The sequence below is a fragment of the Ottowia beijingensis genome (assembly GCF_013423955.1).
GTDB lineage: Bacteria > Pseudomonadota > Gammaproteobacteria > Burkholderiales > Burkholderiaceae_C > Ottowia > Ottowia beijingensis.
The window spans coordinates 1,547,633-1,569,700 of record NZ_JACCKX010000001.1; the positions used below are offsets into that span (position 1 = coordinate 1,547,633).

Annotated in this window: 20 protein-coding genes and 9 pseudogenes; 27 read left to right on the forward strand and 2 right to left on the reverse strand. The window is 65.8% G+C overall.

Annotated elements, in window-relative coordinates:
• Positions 1–11 precede the first annotated feature (11 nt).
• From H0I39_RS07800 to H0I39_RS07835, 8 genes and pseudogenes are all read left to right on the forward strand, one after another.
• Positions 12–463: pseudogene (locus tag H0I39_RS07800) on the forward strand (single-stranded DNA-binding protein).
• Positions 464–735: 272 nt separating this feature from the next.
• Positions 736–2,746: pseudogene (locus tag H0I39_RS07805) on the forward strand (DNA topoisomerase III).
• 534 nt (positions 2,747–3,280) lie between these two features.
• Positions 3,281–4,896, forward strand: a pseudogene (locus H0I39_RS07810) (DNA cytosine methyltransferase).
• 242 nt (positions 4,897–5,138) lie between these two features.
• Positions 5,139–5,696 (forward strand): hypothetical protein, encoded by a 558-nt coding sequence (locus H0I39_RS07815; RefSeq protein WP_033472281.1) that lies wholly within the window; start codon positions 5,139–5,141, stop codon positions 5,694–5,696.
• A gap of 326 nt (positions 5,697–6,022) precedes the next feature.
• Positions 6,023–6,235 (forward strand): hypothetical protein, encoded by a 213-nt coding sequence (locus H0I39_RS07820; RefSeq protein WP_033448869.1) that lies wholly within the window; start codon positions 6,023–6,025, stop codon positions 6,233–6,235.
• A 21-nt stretch (positions 6,236–6,256) separates the two neighbouring features.
• Entirely contained in the window at positions 6,257–6,649 is a 393-nt protein-coding gene (locus H0I39_RS07825; RefSeq protein WP_033448867.1) for a hypothetical protein, read from the forward strand.
• Positions 6,650–6,860: 211 nt separating this feature from the next.
• Positions 6,861–7,598, forward strand: a complete 738-nt coding sequence (locus H0I39_RS07830; protein ID WP_033448864.1) for a DUF5983 family protein — start codon at positions 6,861–6,863, stop codon at positions 7,596–7,598.
• Between the two features lie 92 nt (positions 7,599–7,690).
• Entirely contained in the window at positions 7,691–7,969 is a 279-nt protein-coding gene (locus H0I39_RS07835; RefSeq protein WP_033448862.1) for a hypothetical protein, read from the forward strand.
• Positions 7,970–8,003: 34 nt separating this feature from the next.
• On the opposite strand, the gene H0I39_RS07840 is transcribed toward H0I39_RS07835, so the two are convergent.
• A complete protein-coding gene (locus H0I39_RS07840) occupies positions 8,004–8,330 on the reverse strand; it encodes a PaaI family thioesterase (RefSeq protein ID WP_307776787.1) in 327 nt (108 codons plus the stop codon).
• Between the two features lie 163 nt (positions 8,331–8,493).
• Complete coding sequence (locus H0I39_RS07845; RefSeq protein WP_033448856.1) at positions 8,494–9,165, reverse strand: ArsR/SmtB family transcription factor; 672 nt, start codon at positions 9,163–9,165, stop codon at positions 8,494–8,496.
• Positions 9,166–9,317: 152 nt separating this feature from the next.
• On the opposite strand from H0I39_RS07845, the pseudogene H0I39_RS07850 reads away from it, so the two are divergent.
• From H0I39_RS07850 to H0I39_RS07935, 19 genes and pseudogenes are all read left to right on the forward strand, one after another.
• A pseudogene (locus H0I39_RS07850) lies at positions 9,318–9,622 on the forward strand (DsrE/DsrF/TusD sulfur relay family protein).
• Positions 9,622–10,752, forward strand: coding sequence for a cysteine desulfurase family protein (locus tag H0I39_RS07855; protein ID WP_033472276.1), 1,131 nt, complete (start codon positions 9,622–9,624; stop codon positions 10,750–10,752). Before H0I39_RS07850 ends, H0I39_RS07855 begins: the two are co-directional and overlap by 1 nt.
• A 25-nt stretch (positions 10,753–10,777) precedes the next feature.
• Positions 10,778–11,194, forward strand: a complete 417-nt coding sequence (locus tag H0I39_RS21885; RefSeq protein ID WP_257645689.1) for a hypothetical protein — start codon at positions 10,778–10,780, stop codon at positions 11,192–11,194.
• Positions 11,101–11,973, forward strand: a complete 873-nt coding sequence (locus H0I39_RS21890) for an MFS transporter (RefSeq protein ID WP_308645801.1) — start codon at positions 11,101–11,103, stop codon at positions 11,971–11,973. The genes H0I39_RS21885 and H0I39_RS21890 overlap by 94 nt, the downstream gene beginning before the upstream one ends.
• The gene (locus H0I39_RS07865) at positions 11,970–12,500 is read left to right on the forward strand and encodes a prolyl-tRNA synthetase associated domain-containing protein (protein ID WP_050485351.1); all 531 of its coding nucleotides are present in this window, start codon (positions 11,970–11,972) and stop codon (positions 12,498–12,500) included. The genes H0I39_RS21890 and H0I39_RS07865 overlap by 4 nt, the downstream gene beginning before the upstream one ends.
• Before the next feature lie 79 nt (positions 12,501–12,579).
• Positions 12,580–13,146 carry a class I SAM-dependent methyltransferase gene (locus tag H0I39_RS07870; RefSeq protein WP_211260862.1) on the forward strand — a complete coding sequence of 189 codons (567 nt, stop codon included), beginning with the start codon at positions 12,580–12,582 and terminating at the stop codon, positions 13,144–13,146.
• A gap of 272 nt (positions 13,147–13,418) precedes the next feature.
• A complete protein-coding gene (locus tag H0I39_RS07875; protein ID WP_033449053.1) occupies positions 13,419–14,222 on the forward strand; it encodes a hypothetical protein in 804 nt (267 codons plus the stop codon).
• A 78-nt stretch (positions 14,223–14,300) separates the two neighbouring features.
• A pseudogene (locus H0I39_RS07880) lies at positions 14,301–14,653 on the forward strand (DUF3085 domain-containing protein).
• 143 nt (positions 14,654–14,796) lie between these two features.
• Positions 14,797–15,639 (forward strand): phosphoadenosine phosphosulfate reductase domain-containing protein, encoded by an 843-nt coding sequence (locus H0I39_RS07885; protein WP_180550120.1) that lies wholly within the window; start codon positions 14,797–14,799, stop codon positions 15,637–15,639.
• A 5-nt stretch (positions 15,640–15,644) separates the two neighbouring features.
• Positions 15,645–16,154, forward strand: coding sequence for an XF1762 family protein (locus tag H0I39_RS07890; protein ID WP_033472270.1), 510 nt, complete (start codon positions 15,645–15,647; stop codon positions 16,152–16,154).
• 264 nt (positions 16,155–16,418) lie between these two features.
• Positions 16,419–17,335 (forward strand): annotated as a pseudogene (locus H0I39_RS07895) (DUF3577 domain-containing protein).
• A 55-nt stretch (positions 17,336–17,390) separates the two neighbouring features.
• Positions 17,391–18,079: pseudogene (locus H0I39_RS07900) on the forward strand (DUF3275 family protein).
• Between the two features lie 93 nt (positions 18,080–18,172).
• Positions 18,173–18,514 (forward strand): annotated as a pseudogene (locus tag H0I39_RS07905) (hypothetical protein).
• Positions 18,515–18,771: 257 nt separating this feature from the next.
• Complete coding sequence (locus H0I39_RS24600; protein WP_444547267.1) at positions 18,772–19,023, forward strand: hypothetical protein; 252 nt, start codon at positions 18,772–18,774, stop codon at positions 19,021–19,023.
• A 16-nt stretch (positions 19,024–19,039) separates the two neighbouring features.
• Complete coding sequence (locus tag H0I39_RS07915; protein ID WP_033472268.1) at positions 19,040–19,300, forward strand: hypothetical protein; 261 nt, start codon at positions 19,040–19,042, stop codon at positions 19,298–19,300.
• A gap of 75 nt (positions 19,301–19,375) precedes the next feature.
• Entirely contained in the window at positions 19,376–20,023 is a 648-nt protein-coding gene (locus H0I39_RS07920; protein ID WP_180550121.1) for a hypothetical protein, read from the forward strand.
• A gap of 64 nt (positions 20,024–20,087) precedes the next feature.
• A pseudogene (locus H0I39_RS07925) lies at positions 20,088–21,196 on the forward strand (DUF6094 domain-containing protein).
• A gap of 51 nt (positions 21,197–21,247) precedes the next feature.
• Positions 21,248–21,568 carry a hypothetical protein gene (locus H0I39_RS07930; RefSeq protein ID WP_033448821.1) on the forward strand — a complete coding sequence of 107 codons (321 nt, stop codon included), beginning with the start codon at positions 21,248–21,250 and terminating at the stop codon, positions 21,566–21,568.
• Positions 21,569–21,655: 87 nt separating this feature from the next.
• Complete coding sequence (locus H0I39_RS07935) at positions 21,656–21,961, forward strand: hypothetical protein (RefSeq protein ID WP_033448819.1); 306 nt, start codon at positions 21,656–21,658, stop codon at positions 21,959–21,961.
• The last annotated feature ends 107 nt before the right edge of the window (positions 21,962–22,068 follow it).

Below are 22,068 nucleotides of genomic sequence, written 5' to 3' on the forward strand. Positions count from 1 at the left end.
GAGATTGCAACATGAGCACGCATTTTTCTGGCGAAGGCAACATCGGTTCGCCCCCGAGTACCGGGAGTTTCCCAACGGCAACGACGAACCGCGGCGCTTGCTGCGGCTGAACGTGTATTTCGACAACCCCGTCCCCACCAAGGGCGGCGACTTCGAGGATCGCGGCGGCTTCTGGGCGCCGGTGGAAATCTGGCACCGCGACGCCGCGCACTGGAAGGACCTGTACCAGAAAGGCATGCGCGTGCTGGTCGTCGGCCGCATGGAGCGCGAACCCTGGACGGACAACGAGGATCAGCCGCGCGAGACCTGGCAGATCAACGCGCGCAGCGTCGGCATCCTGCCGTTCCGCATCGAGTCGGTGACCCTCAGCCCCAGGCAGCAGGAGACCGCGCAGGACACGCAGCCGAATTCCCAGGCCGCCCAGGAACCGACCGCGCCGAAGGAGCCGAAGCGCAGGAAGTGATGCAGCATGGGGCGGCGGCAGTCGTCCGTCGCCCCACGCCCTCGCGAGCTATCCCCAGGGGATAGCTCCATCAACGTCCACCGGCGTCCGCGCGCTCCAAAAATCGTGGCTCCCGGCCCGCACACCCCCGGCCGCACGCCACTTCCGTCCCGGCCATTCCATCCCATGAAAGTGGTCGCCACCGCATGCGGCTTGTTTGCTGCTGCCCCTGGTGATGCTCGGCATCCTCGATTCCAGCAACTCAATGAACCACGGAATTCGGATGGACGGACATGCGGCTGTTCTTGTGCGAGAAGCCATCGCAAGGCAAAGACATTGGTCGAATCCTCGGCGCGACGCAGCGCGGTGAAGGCTGTCTCAGCGGCTCCGGCGTCACCGTCACCTGGTGCATCGGCCATCTCGTAGAAGCGGCAGCTCCCGAGGTCTATGACGCGGCGCTCAAGCGCTGGTCGCTGGAGCAGTTGCCCATCATTCCCCAGCAGTGGCGGGTCGAGGTCAAACCGAAGACCGCCACGCAATTCAAGGTCGTCAAAGCGCTTCTGGCGAAGGCGACTCATCTGGTCATCGCCACCGATGCCGACCGCGAGGGCGAGCTGATCGCCCGCGAGATCATCGACCTGTGCGGCTACCGCGGCCCCATCGAGCGGCTATGGCTGTCGGCGCTCAACGATGCGTCGATCCGCACCGCGCTCGGCAAGTTGCGGCCCTCATCCGACACGCTGCCGATGTACTACTCGGCGCTTGCGCGCTCACGCGCAGACTGGCTCGTGGGCATGAACCTCAGCCGGTTGTTCACGGTGCTCGGGCGTCAGGCCGGCTACGACGGCGTGCTGTCCGTCGGTCGCGTCCAGACGCCGACCTTGAAGCTCGTCGTGGACCGCGACCGCGAGATCGCGGCCTTCAAGTCGGTGCCGTTCTGGGCCATCGACGTGTCCCTGTCCGCAGGTGGACAGGCTTTCAGCGCGCAGTGGGTTCCGCCCGATGGCTGCACCGACGACGCCGGTCGCTGCCTGCAGCAGCCGATCGCCCAGCAGGCCGCGCAGCAGATCCGCGCTGCGGGCAGCGCCCAGGTCCTATTAGTCGAGACCGAGCGCGTGCGCGAAGGTCCGCCGCTGCTGTTCGACCTGGGAACGCTTCAGGAGGTTTGTTCCAAGCAGCTTGGGCTGGATGTTCAAGAGACCCTCGAAATCGCGCAGGCCTTGTACGAGACACACAAGGCCACAACGTACCCGCGTTCGGATTCCGGCTACCTGCCCGAAAGCATGTTCGCGGAAGTGCCGACTGTCCTTGACAGCCTGCTCAAGACCGATCCCTCGCTGCGCCCGATCATGGGCCAACTCGACCGCTACCAGCGCTCGCGCGCCTGGAACGACGGCAAAGTGACAGCCCACCACGGCATCATCCCGACGCTCGAACCCGCGAACCTCTCTGCGATGAGCGAGAAGGAGCTGGCCGTGTACCGGCTCATCCGGGCGCACTACCTGGCGCAGTTCCTCCCTCACCACGAGTTCGACCGCACTGTCGCCGAGCTGTCCTGCGGCCAACAGAAGTTGGCGGCCACCGGAAAGCAGATGGTCGCCCAGGGTTGGCGCCTGGTGCTGGCCGAACCGCAAGCGGATGAGGACGGTGAAGCCACGGCGCGCAGCCAGGTACTCCCCGCTGCGCGAGGGCATGGCGTGCCAGGTGGCCGAGGCCGAGATCAAGGCGCTCAAGACGATGCCGCCCAAGCCGTACACGCAGGGCGAACTGGTCAAGTCCATGAAGGGGGTCGCCAAGCTGGTGACGGACCCGCGCCTGAAGCAGAAGCTCAAGGATACGGTCGGCATCGGCACCGAGGCGACACGGGCCAACATCATCAGCGGGCTGATCACCCGCGGCTACATCGTGAAGAAGGGGCGCTCCATTCGCGCATCGGATGCGGCGTTCACCTTGATCGATGCCGTACCCGCGGCGATTGCCGACCCCGGAACCACCGCCGTGTGGGAGCAGGCGCTCGACATGATCGAGGCCGGACAACTCACACTGGATGTGTTCATCGGCAAGCAGGCCGCATGGATTTCGCAACTGATCGTGCAGTACGGCAGCACCTCGCTGTCCATCGAGGTTCCCCAGGGGCCTGCTTGTCCGCAGTGCGGCGCACCGACGCGCCAGCGCACCGGCAAGACCGGCCCCTTCTGGTCGTGCAGTCGCTACCCCGACTGCAAAGGCACGCTGCCGGTCGATCCCGGCACGTCCAAGCGCGGTGCCTCGCGCCCGCGCAGTAGCGGCCGCAAGGGCTCCTGACCGACCCCGCTCCCCGAGAGCCGTGCCCGCCATCGGCGGCGTGGCCCATGTCCCGCACGCCCTGCGGGACGCCCAGCGCGCAACGCCTTCTCTTGTCCGTGTGCGCGTCCCGCCCAGCCGTCCCCCAGCCGCGGGACCTGAAGGTATCTTCTCCACGAACCATGTCCGGGGTTTCCCGGCGCGTTCTGCTGATCAGCATTTTCCGCCTCTGCGAAGGGTCCCCGGTGGCTTGCCGGCCTGCGAGCCACCCGGAGACCCTTCGTGGTCAGCGGTATTCGATGCCGTGCCCAACGGCGAAAAACTGGGCTCCTTTTGTGCGCGGATGTGCGCCAGAAGATGCCGGCGCCAACCACGACATGCGCCGGGTGCGATTGCTGACAGCAGACGGTTCTAGCGACGACCGGGCCTGCAACAGCCCACGGGTGGTTCCGTCCTCCCGAGCCGAAGGCCACACGGCCTTCGGCGCCTTTCTCCTGCCGATCAACGTCCCGGCCCGGCCACACGGTCCAGGGCCACACGAACAGGAGACCCGACATGAACCCGCAACCTCGCACCTCACGCGGTGCGCCCCAGGCCGCGCCACTGCTGTACGGCAGCGTGTGCAGCGGCATCGAGGCCGCGAGCTCGCCTGGCAACCCCTCGGCCTCGAAGCCGTGTGGTTCGCCGAAATCGAGCCGTTCCCGAGCGCCGTGCTCGCCCACCGTTACCCCCACGTGCCCAACCTGGGCGACATGACCGCGATCGCCCGCCAGGTGCGCGCCGGCACCGTGCCGGCGCCCGACATCCTGGTCGGCGGCACGCCGTGCCAGTCGTTCAGCGTTGCAGGTAGCCGGCGCGGGCTGGATGACCCGCGCGGAGCCCTTTCCCTTGCCTATGTGGAGCTTGCCAATGCCATCGACCAAACCCGCCAACAAGACCGCCGCCCGGCGGCCACGCTCGTCTGGGAAAACGTCCCCGGCGTCCTCAACGACCGCAGCAATGCCTTCGGGCATTTCCTGGGGGCACTGGTCGGGGAAAGCCGTGCGCTCCAGCCGCCAGGGGATCGGTGGGCGCACGCTGGTTGTGTGTCTGGACCCCGCCGCCGCATCGCGTGGCGCGTGCTCGACGCTCAATATTTCGGTGTCGCCCAACGCCGCAAGCGCGTGTTTCTTGTGGCAAGTGGTGGAGATGACCTCGATCCCGCAGAAGTACTTTTTGAGCGCGCAGGCCTGCTCGGGGATTCTTGTGCGGGCCGCGCGCCGTGGCAAGAAGCTGCCCACGATGCTGGACCGGGTGCTGAAGCAGCAGGCGCATGCGCAGGACTTGCAGGATTCGCAGGGCTGAAGCAGCCCTACGGCAAGGTCACGACGACGTTCGGATTCAGCGGCGGCATTGGCCCCGTCGATGTGGCGGCGTGCCTGATGGCCGCTGGCCCCAAGCACGACATTCGCACCGAGACGTTCATGGTGCAGTCGGTCGTCGGCAGCATCGCCCACACCCTCGACACCGCCAACAACGGCAGGGGCAGCAGCGAGGATGGCACCGGCAAGGGTGTTCCGATCATCGCCTTTACTGCCCAGGGCAGCGGCGCCGATGCCACGTTCGACCTGACGCCGACGCTGCGCGCTGGCGGCCATCGCAACAGCCATGCGAACGCCGGTGTCGTGCCCGCCATCGCTTTCGCGCAGAACAACCGCGGTGAAGTGCGCTACGAATCCGGCCATGGACAGGTGGCTTGCACCGTGCTGTCCAACGGCAAGCCGGGCTACGGCGTGCCGATGGTAGCCTGCGTATCTCTGCGTGGCCGCGAGAACGGCCTTGCCGCCGAGTTGGGCGGCACCGTAGCGGGCGCACTTCGCACCAGCGGCGGCGGCGCGGACAAGCCCCATGTGCTGGCTCCCGACTTCGAGGCGCATTTCCGCTACGACTGGAACGGCCCTGGCCCCGGCGACTGGTCGCACTGGCGGGTGCGGCGGCTGATGCCCGTGGAGTGCGAGCGGCTGCAAGGCATGCCCGACGACTACACGCTGATCACCTACCGCGGCAAGCCCGCCGCCGACGCTCCACGCTACAAGGCGATCGGCAACTCCATGGCTGTACCGTGCATGGCATGGCTGGGCCAGCGCCTGGTGCAGTACCTGCACAAGACGGGCTCGACCGCTTCGGATTGATCGGCGACGCAGCCTGCGGGCCGCGCCATTCTCCCTCCTGCATTGCCGATGTATTGGCAGCAGCCCGCAGCCAGGGTGTCAAGGCTGCCGCGGGTTCCACCCGCGCCACCCGCCAGTTCGCCTCGGCATCTCACCGGCGAACGCTGCCCACCGGGGCACCGATGCCTCTTTCTCCAACCCACGGGATGGCCGCCACGTCCCGTCAGGGGCATGTCGCCACCCGGTCGATTTCAGGACTTCCCATGGACAACATCACCAAGCAAAACCGCATCACGCTGAAGAGCCTCAAGGTGGCAGATTTCGCCAGCGAAGAAACGATGTGCTTCAGCGCCACCGTCGTGTTCGACGGCACTCCCATCGCCGAGGCCCGCAACGACGGCCACGGCGGCTCGACGTTCCTGCGCGCGCTCAGCGGCAAGGCGGCGTTGCTGGCTCAGGCCGAAGCCTTCGCCAAGGGCCTGCCGCCTGCGCCGCTCAACCTCGGCCAGGAGGGCGAAGACCCTCACTACATCGACATGACGCTCGACTTCCTGGTCGATGAACTTGCCGACGCCATGCACGCGGAACGCAAGGTGCGAGCCGCGTTCAACCGCGACATCGGCAACAAGGTGCTGTTCATCAAGGACGGCAAATTGCTGTTCATCAAGGGCATCAAGCTCAAGGCCATTGCTGACCGCAAGGCGTACTTCGCTTCGCTGCGCGCTCGGCAGGCCCAGCCCATCGTCATCCTCGCCGAGCTTGCGCCCGAGCAGGCATTCGACCTGTGGAAGCAGCATGTCCTGGGCGACAAGCCCGACTGACCCAGCACCGACGCACTCTCCTGGCAGCCCCGCACTCGATGCGGGGTTTCTTTCTCTGCGCGCATCAATCGGGGGTGGGCCGGATGCCGTTTTCCAACTGACGCGACGCGGCCCGCGCACGAAGCTGCCCGCATGTTCGCTGATTCGTCAGCACATGCCAGCAGCCAGGGTTTCAAGCTGCCGCGGGTCTCTCCCGCGTTGCCCACCAGTCCGCATCGCATCAAGTCTGCGGACGCGCGTCCCCATGACGCTGATGCATTTTTCAACCGCGTGCGGAGCTGCCATCCCGTGAGGGACGAGGCCCCGCTTTTCCAAGGAGCCCGTCCATGTCCCAGCAAGCCTCTTTCGGCCAATTGGCCTCGACCTACTGCGGCAAGTTCCTGCCGCTCGAAGTCCTGCAAAGCGCCGCCGGTCACTACATCGGCACGCGCGATACCGAAGGGCCCGTTTCGCGGGAATCCCGCGAGTACTTCCGCAGCCATGCCGCGGCTCAACGTGCCCTCGAAAGAGGCGGCTGGTCCCAGCTCGCCATTCCCTGATCCAACTGGAGGAATCACGTCATGAACCAGCTACTGCCACGGGAAGTCGTCGATCAGATCATGCGGGAAGAACAGCATTTCGCGGCCGCGCCCCAAGCCTTCTTCGAGGCCTGGAAGCGCGGTGTCGAGATCGCTGGCCCCGAATGGTTCGGTGACGGCACCCGTGAAGGTCTGAACCAGGCCAAGAGCAAGTGGGATCTGCGTCCCAACATGCTGCGGCTCAACGATGCCCTCGGCGTCCTGAGCAGCGGCGAACGCATGTTCCTGTCCGCCATGGTCAGCTTCTACAACGCGCGCGAGGGCGGTGCCATGCTCAAGCGCTGCCACTTCAACGGACTGTCGGACTTCGACGGTCTCGACCTGCAACGCCGTAAGGTCCTCGCCGACCTGCTCGTGAACTACAACGGCTGGTGAGCCGGTCTCCGGCACACCACCACGTCTTCGTTCACTCCCCACGAGGGGCACGCGCCCACGAGGCCGTGCCCCTCATTTTGTTTCCCGTAGTCCAGCGCAGTGCTGACAACGCCATGGTCGGCGCTGCCTGACGCTTTTTCCATTTTTCAACCCACCGGGTCCAATTCCCGGTGGCGGGGATTGGCTCCATTATTCAATCTGGAGAGATCCCATGTCCCAGAATCCTAATCCCTTCCTTCGCGGCTACTGGAATCTGAAAATCGTCCGCACGCTGTGCATCAGCTACGACGATGGAAGCCCGCATGTCTGGCGCAACATCCACGCGAGCCAGCAATTCCTTTCCGACGAAGAACTGGTTTCATCGTCCTGCATCGTCACCAACGATTTCGCCGTGGTCAGCAACGGCCCTGAACCCTTGAGCGACGACGTGCTGGCCGAATGCGACGCCGGTGAAGGCGTCAGCGGCGAAGGCGTGATTGGTGCCGTGGTCTATGCCATCCATGGCGAGGACTTCGACGGTCGCCCAGTCCACGTCGGCGATGCCTATTCGGCCGAGGCTGCGCGGGAAGTGGTGCAGCGCCTGACTTTCGAGACCGGCTACTACAGCCGGTGCTGGGAGATCAGCCGCGAGCACATCACGGTCGATACCTGGCACTACCTCGCCGACCTGGCGGACATCGCCACGCCGGAGGCCATGCTGTTCATCGCCTTCCGTGTGCCGTACAGCCCGGCGATCGGCGTCAAGCTGATCTCCACGCCCTGGACGGACCAGAACCTGGAGCACGCCGAGGGCATCACCGCCGAGCAGCTTCGGCAGGAGCACCGGAACAAGGGCATGCCGGAGGACCTGGCAAACATCCTTGAACTGGCCGGCCAGGCCGATGTGCGCATTCTGATCCTCGACGCCGACGCACCCGCGCTGCTGGGCCTGCCGCTGGCCGAGTCCTAGCAGCCGCGCGACACGCCGGCCTTCCTCATTGTCCCCCATGCCAGCCCGTTTCCCCAGGAGCCGGGCTGGTCCATTTTCATAGGCGCAACCTCATGTTCCCCGACCTCATCTCGCCCGCAGCCGACTTCGAGCATCAGCTTGGAGCCTGCGTCAACGCCATGAGCCAGGACGACGCCATCGGCCAGATCCTGGTATTCGAGCGCACGCACGGCGCGCTGCACATGCGCCATATCGTCAGCGCCGACCTGATGGACACCGACATTGATGACTACGAAATGGTCGTCTTCGACGGTGGCAACACCAGCGGCGACACATGGAAGCATGTCTTCTTCCCTCGTCAGCGCGAGCACTACTTCGTGTACGAAGCCTGACCTGCCAGCCCCTCATCCGAGGGGCTGCTTGTTTTCAGGCTTTCGCCGCGAACTGCACGGCCACCATCTCGCCTGTGACGCACACCTCGCCGCCGGCGCTGAGTGTCAAATCGATGATGGCCTTGCGCCCCTCCAGCGAACGTAACGTGCCCTCGATGAGCAATTCGACGCCCAGCGGCGTGGGCCGCCGGTAGTCCACTTTCAGCGAGCCGGTGACAAAGCGGATCGGCGGGCCACCATCCCCCATGACGCGACCTTGCACCCGGTATGCGAAGGCCGCCGCGCTGGCGGTGCCGTGGCAGTCCAGCAGCGAGGCCAGCATGCCGCCATAGACGTTGCCCGGATAGCCGCCGCTGTACATCGTCGCCGGCGAGAAGCGCGCATGGGTGCGCTCGCCCTCGATGAAGCTCTTGAGATGGAGCCCCTGGGGTTGGCTGGCCCGCAGCCGTAGCAGTGCGCGAATTCGGCCGGGTAATGATCTTGGATGGCTTGCATGTCGATCCTTGATTGCACAACGGCGAGGCTCAAGCCTCCACGGCCAGCCCGGCCGCCTTCCACTCCGGGAAGCCGTCTTCGAGCCGTCGCACCTTGAAGCCCTTGGCGCGCAGCGCCGCCACGGCCTCGAAGGACATCACGCAGTACGGCCCACGGCAGTAGGCAATGATTTCGTGGCCCTTGGGCAAGTCCGCCAGGCGACGCTCCAGCTCGTCGGCCGGGATGTTGATGGCACCCGCCACGTGGCCCAGCGCGTATTCCGCTTCCGGGCGCACGTCCAGCACCGTCACCTGGCCGGCATTCAGGCGCTCGGCCAGTTCTTCGCGCGAAACGGCTTCCAGCGCGTCACGGTCATGGAAGAAGTCGCGCATCACGCCGCGTACCTCTGCGATGTTGCGCTCGCCCACGCGGCCCAGCGCCTTGAGCAGCGCCACCACCTCCACATCGCCCGCCAGGCGATAGAAGACCCGCTTGCCCTGGCGTTCGGCCTCCACCAGCCGCGCGCGCCGCAGCAGTTGCAGGTGGCGTGAGGCGTTGGCCATCGACAGGCCGACCAGTCCGGCCAGGTCTTCGACGCTGCGCGGCCCCTGCGCCATGCCTTCGAGCAGTTCGAGCCGATGCGCATGGCCCAGCGCTTGCGCCACGGCGGCCAGGTTCTCGAACACCACGTGCTTGGGGCTTTCGGATGAGGTTGACAACATGGATTTCACAATTACACAATCAACACATTGATTGAATGATGGCATGATTGCTGCCCAGCATCAAGCCATCCGGGACAAAAGCCATTTTCTCCGCTGGAGACTCCATGAAAACCCTCCTGATCATCAACGACCCGCCCTACGGCACCGAGCGCATGTACAACGCCTTGCGCTTGGCTTCCGCGCTGCTCAAGGACGCCGCCAACCACGTCAGCGTGTTCCTGATGGCCGATGCCGTCTCCGGCTGCAAGGCCGGTCAGAAGACCCCGACGGCTACTACAACGTTGAACGCATGCTGCGCCGCGTGACGAACAATGCCCAGGGCGAGGTGCTCCTGTGCGGCACCTGCCTGGATGCGCGCGGCATCAAGGACGAGGAAGTGATGCCCGGCGCACGCCGCAGCACGATGGATGAACTGGCCGCCGCCACCGTGGCCGCCGACAAGGTGCTGGTGTTCTGATGGCCGGCATCTACCTCGACTACAACGCCAGCACGCCCATCGCGCCGGAAGTGCAGGCGGCCATGCTGCCGCTGCTGGAGACGGCCTACGGGAACCCATCCAGCGGCCATTGGGCCAGTACCCCAGCCAAGGCGGCCCTGGAACATGCCCGCGCCCAGGTGGCGGGGCTGCTGGGCGCGTCGCCGGATGAGATCGTCTTCACCAGCGGCGGCAGCGAGGCCAACAACCTCGCGCTCAAGGGCAGCTTCTTCGCGCTGCGCGAGTGCGGCGAGCACATCATCACCGAGGCCACGGAGCATCCGGCGGTGTTGCAGCCACTGGCCTTTCTGGAGCGACTGGGGGCGAGCGTCACGCGGCTGCCGGTGGATGGCACGGGCCGGGTCGATCCCGAGGCGGTGCGCCGCGCCATCACACCGCGCACTGTGCTCGTCAGCGTCATGCACGCGAACAACGAGACGGGCACGCTGCAACCCATCAAGGTCATCGGCACCATCGCTCGCGAACACGGCATCCGCTTCCACACCGATGCGGCGCAGTCCGTCGGCAAGCTGCCGACGAAGGTGGACGACCTCGGCGTGGACCTGCTGAGCATCGCCGGGCACAAGCTCTACGCGCCTAAGGGTATAGGCGCGCTGTACGTGCGGCGCGGCACGGCGCTGGAGCCGCTGATCCACGGCGCCGGCCACGAGGCGGGCCGCCGCGCCGGCACCGAGAGCGTGCTGATGGCTGCGGCGCTGGGCGCGGCCTGCGAACTGGCGAGAACGAATCTCGATGTTGGTGAGCCGGAGCGCTTGCGCGCCTTGCGCGATCACTTCTGGCAAGCGCTGCAAGCGATCTTCGGTGAGCGCGTGGTGCTCAACGGCCACGCCGAGCACCGGCTGCCCAACACGCTGAACGTGAATTTCGCCGGCCGCATCGGCGCCGAGGTACTGGCCGATCTGGACGGCGTGGCCGCCTCCACCGGCTCGGCCTGCCATGCGGGCCGCGTGGAACTCTCGCCCGTGCTGGCCGCCATGGGCGTGCCCGAGCAGGTCGGCATGGGCGCAGTGCGCTTCAGCCTGGGGCGCGGCACCACGCAAGCAGAGATCGACGCCGTGGCCGAGCGCTTGCGCGCCATCGCGAGTCGATGAATAGAACAACAACGCGAAGAAACTCATGCTCAAGAACCCCATGCACCGCCAGGTGCTGATCCTGGCCTGCGCGCAGGCCCTGTTCCAGATCGTGTCGGTGATGGTGATGACCGTTGGCGGCCTGGCCGGCGGGCAGATCGCCGCATCGCCGCGCTGGGCCACGCTGCCCATCGCCACCATGTTCCTCGGCACGGCCACGATGATGTTTCCGGCCTCGATGTGGATGGCCCGCGCCGGCCGCCGGGCCGGGTTCCTGATCGGCACGACGCTGGGCGTGGCGGGGGCCTGGTGGGTGCCTGGGGCATCCATCAGGCTTCGCTGCCGCTGCTGTCCTTCGGCACCTTCCTGGTGGGCTGCTACCAGGCGTTCGCGCAGTTCTACCGTTTCGCGGCCAGCGAAGTGGCGGACGCGGCTTTCCGCCCACGCGCGATCTCGCTGGTGATGGCCGGCGGCGTGGTCGCAGCGCTGGCCGGGCCGTTGCTGGCAAGGCTGGGCGGGCCGCTGCTCTCGCCCGAGTACCTGGGTTCCTTCCTGATCCTGGCCGTGGTGTCGATGGTGGCGGCGGGCGTGCTGCTGAACCTGCACATCCCTGCGCCTGCCGCGTCTACCGGCCCGGTGGACAAGGGCCGATCCTGGCAGCAGATCGTCGCGCAGCCCGCCTATCTCGTGGCGCTGTTCGGCGCTGCCACGGGCTACGGCATCATGATCCTGGCGATGACGGCGACGCCCATCGCCATGCGGCTGCATCACCACGAACTGGGTGCGGCGGCCACGGTGATCCAGTTGCACGTGCTGGGCATGTTCCTGCCGTCGTTCTTCACCGGCTCGCTGATCGCGCGCTTCGGCGTGCTGCGCATCATGCTCACGGGCGTGGTGCTGTTCATCGCGCACATCCTGACGACGCTCACCGGCACGGGCTTCGGCTCCTTCGCCAGCGCGCTCGTGCTGCTGGGTGTGGGCTGGAACTTCATGTACATCGGCGGCACCACGCTGTTGACCGACACCTATACCACCGCCGAGAAGGGGCGTGCGCAGGCGATCAACGACATGACGATCTTCGCCGTGGGACTGACCTGCTCTTTCAGCGCGGGCGGGCTGCTGCAAGCCCTGGGCTGGCAGACCATGAACCTGGCGCTGATCCCGTGGCTGGCGCTGGCGGCGCTGTCGCTGCTGTGGCTGGGGATGCGTCAGCGGTCTAAAGCCGCGAAGGTGGGCGCATGAACCGGGAAACGACCGATGAAACCGCATACCGCTGCCTGTTCGAGCGCTTCGCATCTTTGGGCATCGGCGCGAAGGTGGTGCCATATCCCGAACACGCGACCGTCGAGGAAGGCAAGGCGCTGCGCGGCGCCATGGCCGGGACATTCACCAAGAACCTGCTGCTCAAGGACAAGAAGGGCCGGCACTTCCTGCTGGCGATCCATGAGGACCGGACGCTGGATCTGAAGGCGGCTTCCGCGCTGGTGGGCGGCAAGGGGCACCTGAGTTTCGTGGCCGGCGAGCGCATGCAGGCGCTGCTGGGCGTGCAGCCGGGCGCGCTGACGCCGCTGGGCCTGATGCAGGACGAGGAAGGCGTGGTGACGGTGGTGATCGATGCCTCGCTGATGGGCGATGCGCAATTGAACTTCCATCCGCTGCGGCAGACCGAGAGCGTCGGGCTGGCGCCGCAGGAACTGGTGGCCTTCATGCGCTCGTGCGGGCGCGAGCCGCTGGTGGTGGACTTCGACACTTCGCCACCGGCCGCGTAGCGCCTGCGGCGCGGGAGAACAGGAAATGCCATCCAGAGAGCATTGGGATCACGTCTATCGGACCAAGGAGCCGACCGGCGTGAGCTGGTTCCAGCCGCACGCCAGCCACTCACTGGTGCTGATCCGGGAAACCGGCGTGCCGCTCGATGTGCCGATCATCGACGTGGGCGGCGGTGCCTCGACGCTGGTGGACGACCTGCTGGACAAGGGCCATACCAGCCTCACCGTGCTGGATCTGTCGGGTGCCGCGCTGGCGGCATCCCAGGCGCGGCTGGGCGAGCGCGCCCAGGCGGTGGCCTGGATGGTCGGGGACATTACAAAGGTCGAGTTGCCCGCGCTGGCCTACGACCTGTGGCACGACCGGGCGGTATTCCACTTCCTGACGGCGCCGCAGGAGCGCCAAGCCTATGTGCGGACGATGCTGCATGCCCTGCGGCCGGGCGGCTTCGCCATCATCGCCACCTTCGCGGACGACGGGCCGCAGCAGTGCAGCGGCTTGCCGGTGACGCGCTACAGCCCGGACGAGCTGCATGCGCAGTTCGGCGATGCCTTCACGATGCTGCGGCAGGAGCGCCAGGCGCATCACACGCCCTTCGGGACAGTGCAGCAGTTCGTTTTCTGCCTGTTCCAGAAGACAGCATCATGAAATCCTGAGGAAGCAAATGGCATAGACCATAGGAAGAAACCGGGTGCGGTGTGGTGCCGTTTCATGCAGGCCGGCCGAGCACTCTAGGGCCATCCTTACCCCATGTTCGTCGGTGTTGCCGACACATGCCCAGGCAGCCGAGACCTTCGAGGCTGCAAGCACGGGAAGCCGTGCTGGTCGTTTCTTCCTACGGACGCACCGCGTCCATCTACCCACAAGGGACCTCTCCCTTGCGGGCGGGGAATCCCTTGTTCTTCCTCAAGGAGATTCCCATGGACCGTTCCCTCATCAAAACCATGATGCCTTCGCTTGTCGCAGGCCATGTGCCCCGCAACGTGCGGTCGATCAAGTACCGCTTTTTCGATGATCAGCCGCAATCCTCGACGCTGGGCTTTGCCATCGATCCCAAGCCCTTCGACGGCAAGGTGGTCGCGGCCAACGACGACGCCATCGTCGTCAAGCTCAAGCCCAGCGAGTTCGCGGTGCTCGATCCCAACCTGGTGACTACCGTTCCCAGCGAAGGCGCCAAGGTGCATGTCCAACCGTATGCCCGCCGCCGCTTCGACGGCCTGCGCGCGGACACCCCGGAAGTGATCACCGAGAAGACCGCGGACGGTGTTCCCTACACCATCACCAGGCACATCCTCGGCTCCGCGCCTGCCAAGCTGCCCATCCCCGAGCCGCAGTGCATGGAACTGGGGCAGCTCATCCAGCAGTTGGAGGAAATGCCGGCTCCCGACGGGTTCCGGCGCATCACCCACATGCTGGTCGATGCGGGCGCCCGCGACTTCACCTGGGTCGATCCGAAGCCGTCCAAGATCATCGAGACGCCCCCGGCAATCAGCTTCACGGTTTCGACCGCGAAGTTCGAGGGCCAGGTGACGATCCTCTACGACCGCGGCGGCGACACCTACGTGGTGGAGATGCGCCGCGACGGTGAACTGGTCGATCGGCACGACGAGGTGTATTTCGACATGCTCGGTGAAGTGTTGGAGCGGCTTATCGACGACGGACGCTGGCGTCTGATCGACGTGAGCGTCATCGACGCCAAGGCAACCAAGCGGCGCTACGGCTGATCGCAGCCTACCGGCGACTTGCCCCCATGGGCCTTCCATCTATTCGGGTGGAGGGCCTTTTTCTTCAGGAGATCAACCATGTCACTGCGATTCAAAGGCTCCGACCTGCGCCCCGTGCTGGCCGAGGCCGTTGCCAACCAATGCCGCGTCGTCCTCGCCAAGGACCAGGGCGTGTACTTCCTCGCCGAGCAGGAGAGCGCCGTCCCGATGGCCGCGTGAAGCTGCTGGCCTATGCCGTCGGCTGCAACCCGGATACCGACCCGTTTGACGACTGGTGGGAACTGGCGCGCGCCGAGCTGGGTGGCGACGACTTCGGCGAGTTCTTCGACCCGAAGGAAGACGTCTTCGCACGCATCCTGCACGGCACGGACGATCTGATGCTGTCTGCCACCACGACGCACCTGTCGCTGGAGGTGGTGCCATCGGTGTAGCGCAACGACTACCACCATCCTCACGGCCCCCTTCTTGGGGGCTTCCTTTCCGCACTGCGGCCTTCGCCGCGTGCGTGCTCGTCTCCGGCCGCCATGGCCCGCCGCGTCGGCTCGCCCGCCGACCTACCCACGGAGACGACCGCATGCACGACCCGTTCAAGATCACCCAACCGACCTGCATCAGCTTCTCGGGCGGGCGCACCAGCGCCTACATGCTCTGGCGCGTATTGCAGGCCAATGGCGGCCTGCCTGCCGACACCGTGGTCTGCTTCGCCAACACCGGCAAGGAGGTGGAAGCGACCCTGCGCTTTGTGCGCGACTGCGCCGGGCACTGGCAGGTGCCGATACGCTGGCTGGAATACCTGCCCAGGGAGCCAGGCTTCACGCTGGTGGACTTCGATCGGGCCAGCCGTCAGGGCGAGCCGTTCGAGGCGCTGATCCGCAAGCGTCAGTACCTGCCCAATCCCGTCGCGCGCGGCTGCACGACCAGCCTGAAGATTCGACCGATGCACCGCTACCTGCGGCATCTGGGCTGGACGGACTGGGACCAGATGATCGGCATCCGCGCCGACGAGCAGCGTCGCGTCGCCAAGATTCGCGCGCGCGGCCATTCCACCGAATCGACCCACGAGACCATGTGCATGCCCCTGGCGGACGCAGGCGTCACCGTGCGCGACGTGGGCGCGTTCTGGCAGGCGCAAGCGTTCGACCTCGACCTGCTGACGGTGAACGGGCGCACGCTCGAAGGCAACTGCGACCTGTGTTTCCTGAAGCCGCGCGGGCAGCGCCTGGCCCTCATCAAGGCTCGACCCGAGGCCGCGGTGTGGTGGATTCGCATGGAATCGCTGAACCTGGCGAGCAAGCCCAGCGGCGCCCGGTTTCGCGCCGATGGCCCGAGCTACGCCGACCTGGCACGCTTCGCCGCCGACCAGGGCGACCTGTTCGACGACGCCGAGGAACCGATCGCCTGCTTCTGCGGTGATTGACGGCCATGGCCGGGCCATCGACCTCGCCATCGCTGCGACTGCTGCCGGTATCCCTGCGCTGTGCCAATGCCTTCGTGCAGAAGCACCACCGCCACCACCGTCCGGTTCAGGGAGCGAAGTTCGCCCTGGCGGTCACGCTGTCCGCCACCGATGGCATCTGCGGCGTGGCCATCGTCGGCCGCCCGGTCGCCCGCCACCTGGATGACGGCTGGACGTTCGAAGTCACCCGGCTCTGCACCGATGGCGCACCGAACGCCTGCAGCAAGCTCTACGGCGCGGCCTGGAAGGCGGCCAAGGCCTTGGGCTACACGCGGCTGATCACCTACACCTTGCTCGATGAAGGTGGTGCCAGCCTGCGCGCCGCCGGCTGGCATTTGCTCGGAACGCGCGGCGGCGGTGCCTGGAGTCGCCCCAGCCGTCCTCGCGCTGACACCCCCGACCACCTGCGCGGCCCTAAGTGCTTGTGGCAAGCACCGGGCGGTGCGGACAAAGGGAAACGCCCGGATGCAGATTGATTGCTGCCGCGCGCGCGAGGCCCGGACATGCTGCCCCCATGCCTGCTGACGTTGTCAGCGACATGCCAGGCAACCATCGGTCTTCGAGGTTGCGACGCAGTTCCCACTGCGTGACCGAGCCAGCTCGCACCGCATCCGTCCGCGAGCGGCCACCAGTCTCTGGTGGCGGATGCTTTCGCCTTATCAACCCACCGCGGGGTTACGCACCTTTCCCCGCATGCGTGGGGCCGGTGTGTCTCCGCTTCATCCCAATGGAGATTCACCATGAGCACCACGTCCAACGAGAAATCGTATTTCGACCTCCACACCTCGGGCATCGGCTACATCCAGCGAGCCCGCGAGGTTCCCGTCCGGGGCGGCCGCCGCGCGCAGCCCTTTCTGGCATGCACCATCGCCGCACTGGTCGGTTCCGCCAAGGACCCCAGCTACCGCTACTTCGACGTCAAGGTCTCGGGTGCCGAGGCCAAGAAACTGGTCGAGCGCTACATCGGCGTTGACGATCCCAAGCAGCGGCCGCTGGTGCGCTTCCGCCTCGGCGACCTCTGGGGCGATGCGTACATCCGCGACAAGGGTGAGCACAAGGGCCAGGCCGCCGCGTCTCTGAAGGCGCGACTGCTGAAGGCCGAGCCACTTGACCGGGCCGAACTGGCTTCGATCAAGCAGCACGAGCTGATCACCCGCGGCATCGGCTACCTCAGCCGTCCGAAGGACGTCTCCCCAAGGATGGCGATCCGTTCCTGTCGTGCTGCGTCGCGGCACTGGCCGGGCCTGTCGGTGAACCGGAATATCGGTACTTCGACACCATCGTCGCCACCCCCGAAGCCGAGCACCTGGTTCGCCGGTGCGTGCAGGCCATCGAAGGGGACCGCAAGGTGCTGATCGCCTTCCGTCTGAACGACATGAAGATCGATCCGTACATCCGCACCAAGGGCGAGCGCGCCGGGGAACCGGGAGCGAGCCTGGAATCGACGCTGGTCCACATCGGTCTCATCAAGATCGACGGCACCCAGGTCTATCCGACGAGCCAGGCGCAAGCCGAGGCGCCGCAAGCCGAGGACGCACCCGCGCCCGAAGCCGAGGTTGCCGCCGACACCGCTGCCGACCAGCCTGTCGAGCCCGCCGAGCGCGAGCCCGCAGGTGAAGTCGAGGAGCAGGAGCCAGCATTGGCTGCTTCGTTCTGATCCGGCATGGCCCCTCACGGGGCCTTGCCTTTCCTATTCCCCAAGGAGAACCATCATGGCAGTCACATCGGCATCCGCAAGGTCAGTCCCGCCCATCGTCGTATCGGGTCAGCTTTCGATTCGCACAATCCACGGCCGCAATGGTCCGTTCTGCGTCGGCTACCTCGTCACTCCTATCGGAAACTTCGCGGTGAAGGACGCGGAGCTGGAGCAATACCCCGAAGGCAAGTACGACGGGGAGTTCGTGATCCGCTACATCTTTCCGAATCCGATCCCCATGCGGGGCGGTATCAAGTTCGAGATTCGTTGCAACTTGATGGAATGACGCTCTTCGGCGTTGACAAACTGAGCCGCGACGATATTCGCAGCTTTTCCACCCAGGACATCGATCCGCTCGATGAAGAACTGGGGGCGCAGCCTGCGGCAACGCCGGCCAAGCCCGCCAAGGCATCCAGACCCGCCAAGCCCGCATCCGTGCAGGCGTCCGCGGACCCGATGGTCGATACCACGCCTTTCGGCGTGGATGCGCCGACGCCCGCTGCGGCCGCTGCCCCCGGCAGCACCGAAGATGGCGACGCCGCACTGTTCGGGCTGCTCTGGCCGCTGGGTGAGTCCGTGAAACTGGATTCGACCATCGACCGCCGCACCTTGCGCGCGCAGATCGCCCGCCTGGGCAAACTGGGCTACACGCTGGACTTCAAGACGCAGGAGTGGAGCCGCCAGGCCGAACTGCAACCTGCGTGATCGCAGACGCCGCACCTGCGGTGTTCTTCATCCACCCGCCGGGGTTCCTTCCCCATGCGGGGAGGCTCCGGCTTTCTTCTGGAGGTCTCCATCATGTCCACCATCGCTTGCGATGCACCTCATTCCACGCTGGACGAAACCGCCTGGCGCGCTGTCTGCAAGACGGCCGCCGAGCGCGCCCAGCGTGGTTGCGGCCTGTCCTGGGATCATTGGGTCACGCTTTTCAGTTCGGAAATCGACGCGCAAGCCAGTCGATTGCCGCAGGACCAGCGCACTCAAGCGCTGGAAATCGCAGCCCGGGAATGGGACTACGCAACGCCTGCCGAAAGGCAGGAAACCCAGGACTGAAATGCGGAGCATGGCTATTGCTCTCACGGGATCGAGTTCGGCTACTGCCCGGCCGGTTGTGATCGCGACGATGACGACTGGGACTAAGGGCAAAGCATAGGTTCCTTCGCCGCACGCGCGGCATTCCATCACCCGCTGGGGGTTCTCCCCACGGGGAGGCCTCCGGCTCCATTCTTCAGGAGGCCTCTCATGGGCTGGTATTTTTCCCCCAATCGCGATCTGAACTGATCGCGGAACTGATCGCACCGCAAGAGACCGAGCGCGCCAGCGTCAAGGTCATTGCCCACGCGCTGCGCGGCAACGTCCTCTGGTCCGTCACGGAAGTGACGGCCAAGGTCGAAGGCGTGCATCGTCATCTGGCGCCGGGCCAATCCCTGCGCTACATCCGCTGCGATCTTCTCGAACGCAGCGGCGGTCAGTGGGGCTACAAGCCGCTGGACGAGTCCATGCACCCGTACCACTACTCGTGCCCGCTGTCCTATCTGGACCTCGCACCAGAACAGTCCGCCGACTGGCGTGCAGGCGTTCGCGCCTACCACGCGCGGCGGCGCACACCCATGGCACCTGCGGCACCCACCGCAGCGCTGATGGCCTGAGCCAGGAGGAACCGACATGGACCCGATCCTGGCTGCGCTCCCGCCCTTGCTGCTGAAGCTCGTTGAAGGGAGTTTGTCCAACGACGAAGTTTCTTCCGACGAGGAAATGCTGGAGTACTTCATCAGCAACGGCCTCACCGACGAACAGGCGCGGCAGGCACTGACCTACCGCGACCCGTACCTCAACAACATCTACCTGGAGGGCTTCACGCCAATCACTTCGGTAGATGAGGCGCTTCACTTCAACCCGCACACCCGGCAGTTCGAGCCGGACTGAGCGGTTTTCTTCCACCCCTGGGGCAGTACTTGCCCCAGCGGGCGGTGCTGTTCCCGTTCATCCGAGGACACCACCATGCCCGCAAACACTTCTTCCACGCTGTACCGCATCGACGAATGCCCGGACGTGATGGCCGACGCCTGCGTCGGCGATGACCAGGGCAACCTGATCTTCCTGTCCATCTGGGCGCGGGACACCGCCGTCCAGCAGTTCCTCGCTCGCCTGACCCTCGGGCGCGACGAGCAGGGACTGGACCAGTTCCACGTCATCACCGACCAGGGCGGCAGCGTCCCGGTATTCATCGGCAACGTCGATCGCCTGGAAAAGCGCATCACGCGCGCGTACCGGCGGACGCTGTTCGGCTCGCTGTCCAACGTGTGGCTGTTCGACCGGCGCTGCGTCAAGCCCGACAAGGCCAACGCCAGCGCATTGGCACTGCTGCCACGCGACAGCGCCCACAGGCTTGACCGCCTGTGGATGCTGGTGCGGGACACCTGCCCGTTGCCGCTGCTCGACCACTGGCGCGAAACCGTGCTGGAGCTGTTACAGACCCGCGAGATGCTGGCCCGCCTTCCGTTCGCCCTCGGGCCGCTGGAAGGCCATCGGCTCGCCATCGACGTGCCGGCGCTGACCCTGGCGCTGGGCTCCTTGATCCGCAGTGACGTGCTCACCGCCTATCCGTATCCGGCCAAGATTTGGACGCCGGAAGCGGTAGCGGCTTGACCCACCCGCGAGAGCACGCCAAGGCGTGCTTTCGCCCTTCATCCCCGCCAACCAGGAGACTTCCATGGCCCTCATGTTCCCGCGGCTCGCCCGCAATTTCGCCAAGAACGGTTACTACCCGACCGACGAACCCACGCTCGAAAGAGCCCTCAACGCACTGATGCCCAGCGACGGGCCGATGTGCATCCTCGATCCCTGCGCCGGCGAAGGCGTAGCGATCGCCGAAGCCGCCCACGCCCTCGGGCGCGAGCAGGCCAAGGCGTTCGCCGTTGAGTTCGACGCGGAGCGGGCACGCCATGCCCGTGGCCTGGTCGATCACTGCCTGCACGCGGACCTGATGGACACGATGGTCTCCAAGCAGTCGTTCGGACTGCTCTGGCTCAACCCGCCGTATGGCGACCTGTCCAAGGACGTCAACGGCAACATCGGCTATCAGGGCCAGGGTCGTGCCCGCCTCGAAAAACTGTTCTATCAGCGCAGCCTGTCGCTGTTGCAGTACGGCGGCGTGCTGGTCTTCATCGTCCCCGGCTACGTGCTCGACGCGGAGCTGGTCGGCTGGCTGACGCGCCACTACACCGACCTGCGGATCTACCGAGCGGTGGAAACGCAGTTCAAGCAGGTGGTGATCTTCGGTCGCAGGGTGCGTCAGCGCGAGCAGGCACCCGATGGCGTCAAGGCCGTGCGCAATCTGCTGCTGCAGGTTGGGCTTGGCGAAGTCGAAGCCGAGGAACTGCCGAGCGATTGGCCGTTCCTGCCGTACATCGTCCCCGCCAGTCCGGCCGAGCCGGAGCATTTCTTCCGCGTGACGATGGAGCCGGAGCAGTTCGCCGATGAGGTCGGTCGGCTGCAAGGCCTCTGGCCGTCGCTGGACACGCACCTGGGGGCCGCGCAGCAATCGCTGCGTCCACCGGCGCGTGCCTTGTCCCACTGGCATCTCGCCCTGGCTCTGGCCGCGGGCGCGATCTCGGGGTTGTGCGCTCCAAGACCGGGCGCGTGCTCGTCGTCAAAGGTGACACCCACAAGGACAAGACGCTCCAGCGGGAATTCACCGAACGCGAAGACGGCTCGATCGCCGAGACCCGCATCCTCACCGACAAGTTCGTACCCGTCATCCGCGCGTGGGACATGACGCCTGGCTCCGCGACACGGGGCGAGGTCCTGACCATCCGTTAGTCCACCGGACGCGCTGCCGTCCTGCTGTACCACCTCGAAGGAGAAACACCCATGTTCTCAAGCCTGTTCAAGCGGCCCGCGCCGCAGAAGCAACCGTTGTTCGCACCAGGTACGTTGCAGTTGAGCGAAAAGGTGCATTGGCTGGCCCGCAAAGGCCTGATCGACCCCTTGGCTCTTGTCCAGCGCCATGTGCGCGGTGACTGGGGCGAGACCGATGAGGCCACCCGTCAAGCCAACGATGTCGCAATCCGTGGGGACGATCCGATGATCTCCCACTTCAGGATCACGCCCGAACTGGTGTTGATCGTCAAAACCAGCGAGGACCACCAGACCACGGTGATCCAGCTTCCCGAAGAACGGGACATGATCTGACAGCACCATTGTCGTCTTCATCCACCTGCCGGAGCCACTTCACTCCGCCAGGGTGTCGTGGCTCAATGACTCATCAAGGAGGAGCCCATGGCATCACATCGCATTGAAACCTACTGCCACAGGCTGGCGTTTCCAATCGGTGCGCTCATCTTCAGCAGGGGCATCGATCGCCTGGTCCGAACGGGTCGCCTCGACCCGATCCCGTACTTCAGGCGCCACACCCGTGGCGACTGGGGCGACGTCAACATCCAGCAATGGCAGGCCAACAGCACTGCACTGCAATCCGGTGCATCGCTGGAATCCCGCTACGTGATCCATCCGGGGCTGGCCATCCGCATCGTCACCGATGCGCAGCGCAGCGCCACCGTCATCGTGCTGCCGTCCGAAGACTGAGCACGATTCACCAGCAGGCCGCCACGGCCGGCAACTTCGACCACCTCGGCCAAGCGCCGATTTCCTTCCCACTGCGGGGCATGCCATTGCCCCGCTGGGGTGGTGCA

Excerpts from the sequence above, each read along its gene's own strand:
- H0I39_RS07890 (WP_033472270.1), top strand. The coding sequence starts at position 15,645 with ATGGCCGGGCCATCGACCTCGCCATCGCTGCGACTGCTGCCGGTATCC.
- H0I39_RS07845 (WP_033448856.1), bottom strand. The coding sequence starts at position 9,165 with ATGTTGTCAACCTCATCCGAAAGCCCCAAGCACGTGGTGTTCGAGAAC.
- H0I39_RS07825 (WP_033448867.1), top strand. The coding sequence starts at position 6,257 with ATGAACCAGCTACTGCCACGGGAAGTCGTCGATCAGATCATGCGGGAA.
- H0I39_RS21885 (WP_257645689.1), top strand. The coding sequence starts at position 10,778 with ATGCTCAAGAACCCCATGCACCGCCAGGTGCTGATCCTGGCCTGCGCG.
- H0I39_RS07830 (WP_033448864.1), top strand. The coding sequence starts at position 6,861 with ATGTCCCAGAATCCTAATCCCTTCCTTCGCGGCTACTGGAATCTGAAA.
- H0I39_RS07840 (WP_307776787.1), bottom strand. The coding sequence starts at position 8,330 with ATGTACAGCGGCGGCTATCCGGGCAACGTCTATGGCGGCATGCTGGCC.
- H0I39_RS07935 (WP_033448819.1), top strand. The coding sequence starts at position 21,656 with ATGGCATCACATCGCATTGAAACCTACTGCCACAGGCTGGCGTTTCCA.
- H0I39_RS07930 (WP_033448821.1), top strand. The coding sequence starts at position 21,248 with ATGTTCTCAAGCCTGTTCAAGCGGCCCGCGCCGCAGAAGCAACCGTTG.
- H0I39_RS07875 (WP_033449053.1), top strand. The coding sequence starts at position 13,419 with ATGGACCGTTCCCTCATCAAAACCATGATGCCTTCGCTTGTCGCAGGC.
- H0I39_RS07815 (WP_033472281.1), top strand. The coding sequence starts at position 5,139 with ATGGACAACATCACCAAGCAAAACCGCATCACGCTGAAGAGCCTCAAG.
- H0I39_RS07915 (WP_033472268.1), top strand. The coding sequence starts at position 19,040 with ATGGACCCGATCCTGGCTGCGCTCCCGCCCTTGCTGCTGAAGCTCGTT.
- H0I39_RS07820 (WP_033448869.1), top strand. The coding sequence starts at position 6,023 with ATGTCCCAGCAAGCCTCTTTCGGCCAATTGGCCTCGACCTACTGCGGC.
- H0I39_RS07855 (WP_033472276.1), top strand. The coding sequence starts at position 9,622 with ATGGCCGGCATCTACCTCGACTACAACGCCAGCACGCCCATCGCGCCG.
- H0I39_RS07835 (WP_033448862.1), top strand. The coding sequence starts at position 7,691 with ATGTTCCCCGACCTCATCTCGCCCGCAGCCGACTTCGAGCATCAGCTT.
- H0I39_RS07865 (WP_050485351.1), top strand. The coding sequence starts at position 11,970 with ATGAACCGGGAAACGACCGATGAAACCGCATACCGCTGCCTGTTCGAG.
- H0I39_RS07920 (WP_180550121.1), top strand. The coding sequence starts at position 19,376 with ATGCCCGCAAACACTTCTTCCACGCTGTACCGCATCGACGAATGCCCG.
- H0I39_RS07885 (WP_180550120.1), top strand. The coding sequence starts at position 14,797 with ATGCACGACCCGTTCAAGATCACCCAACCGACCTGCATCAGCTTCTCG.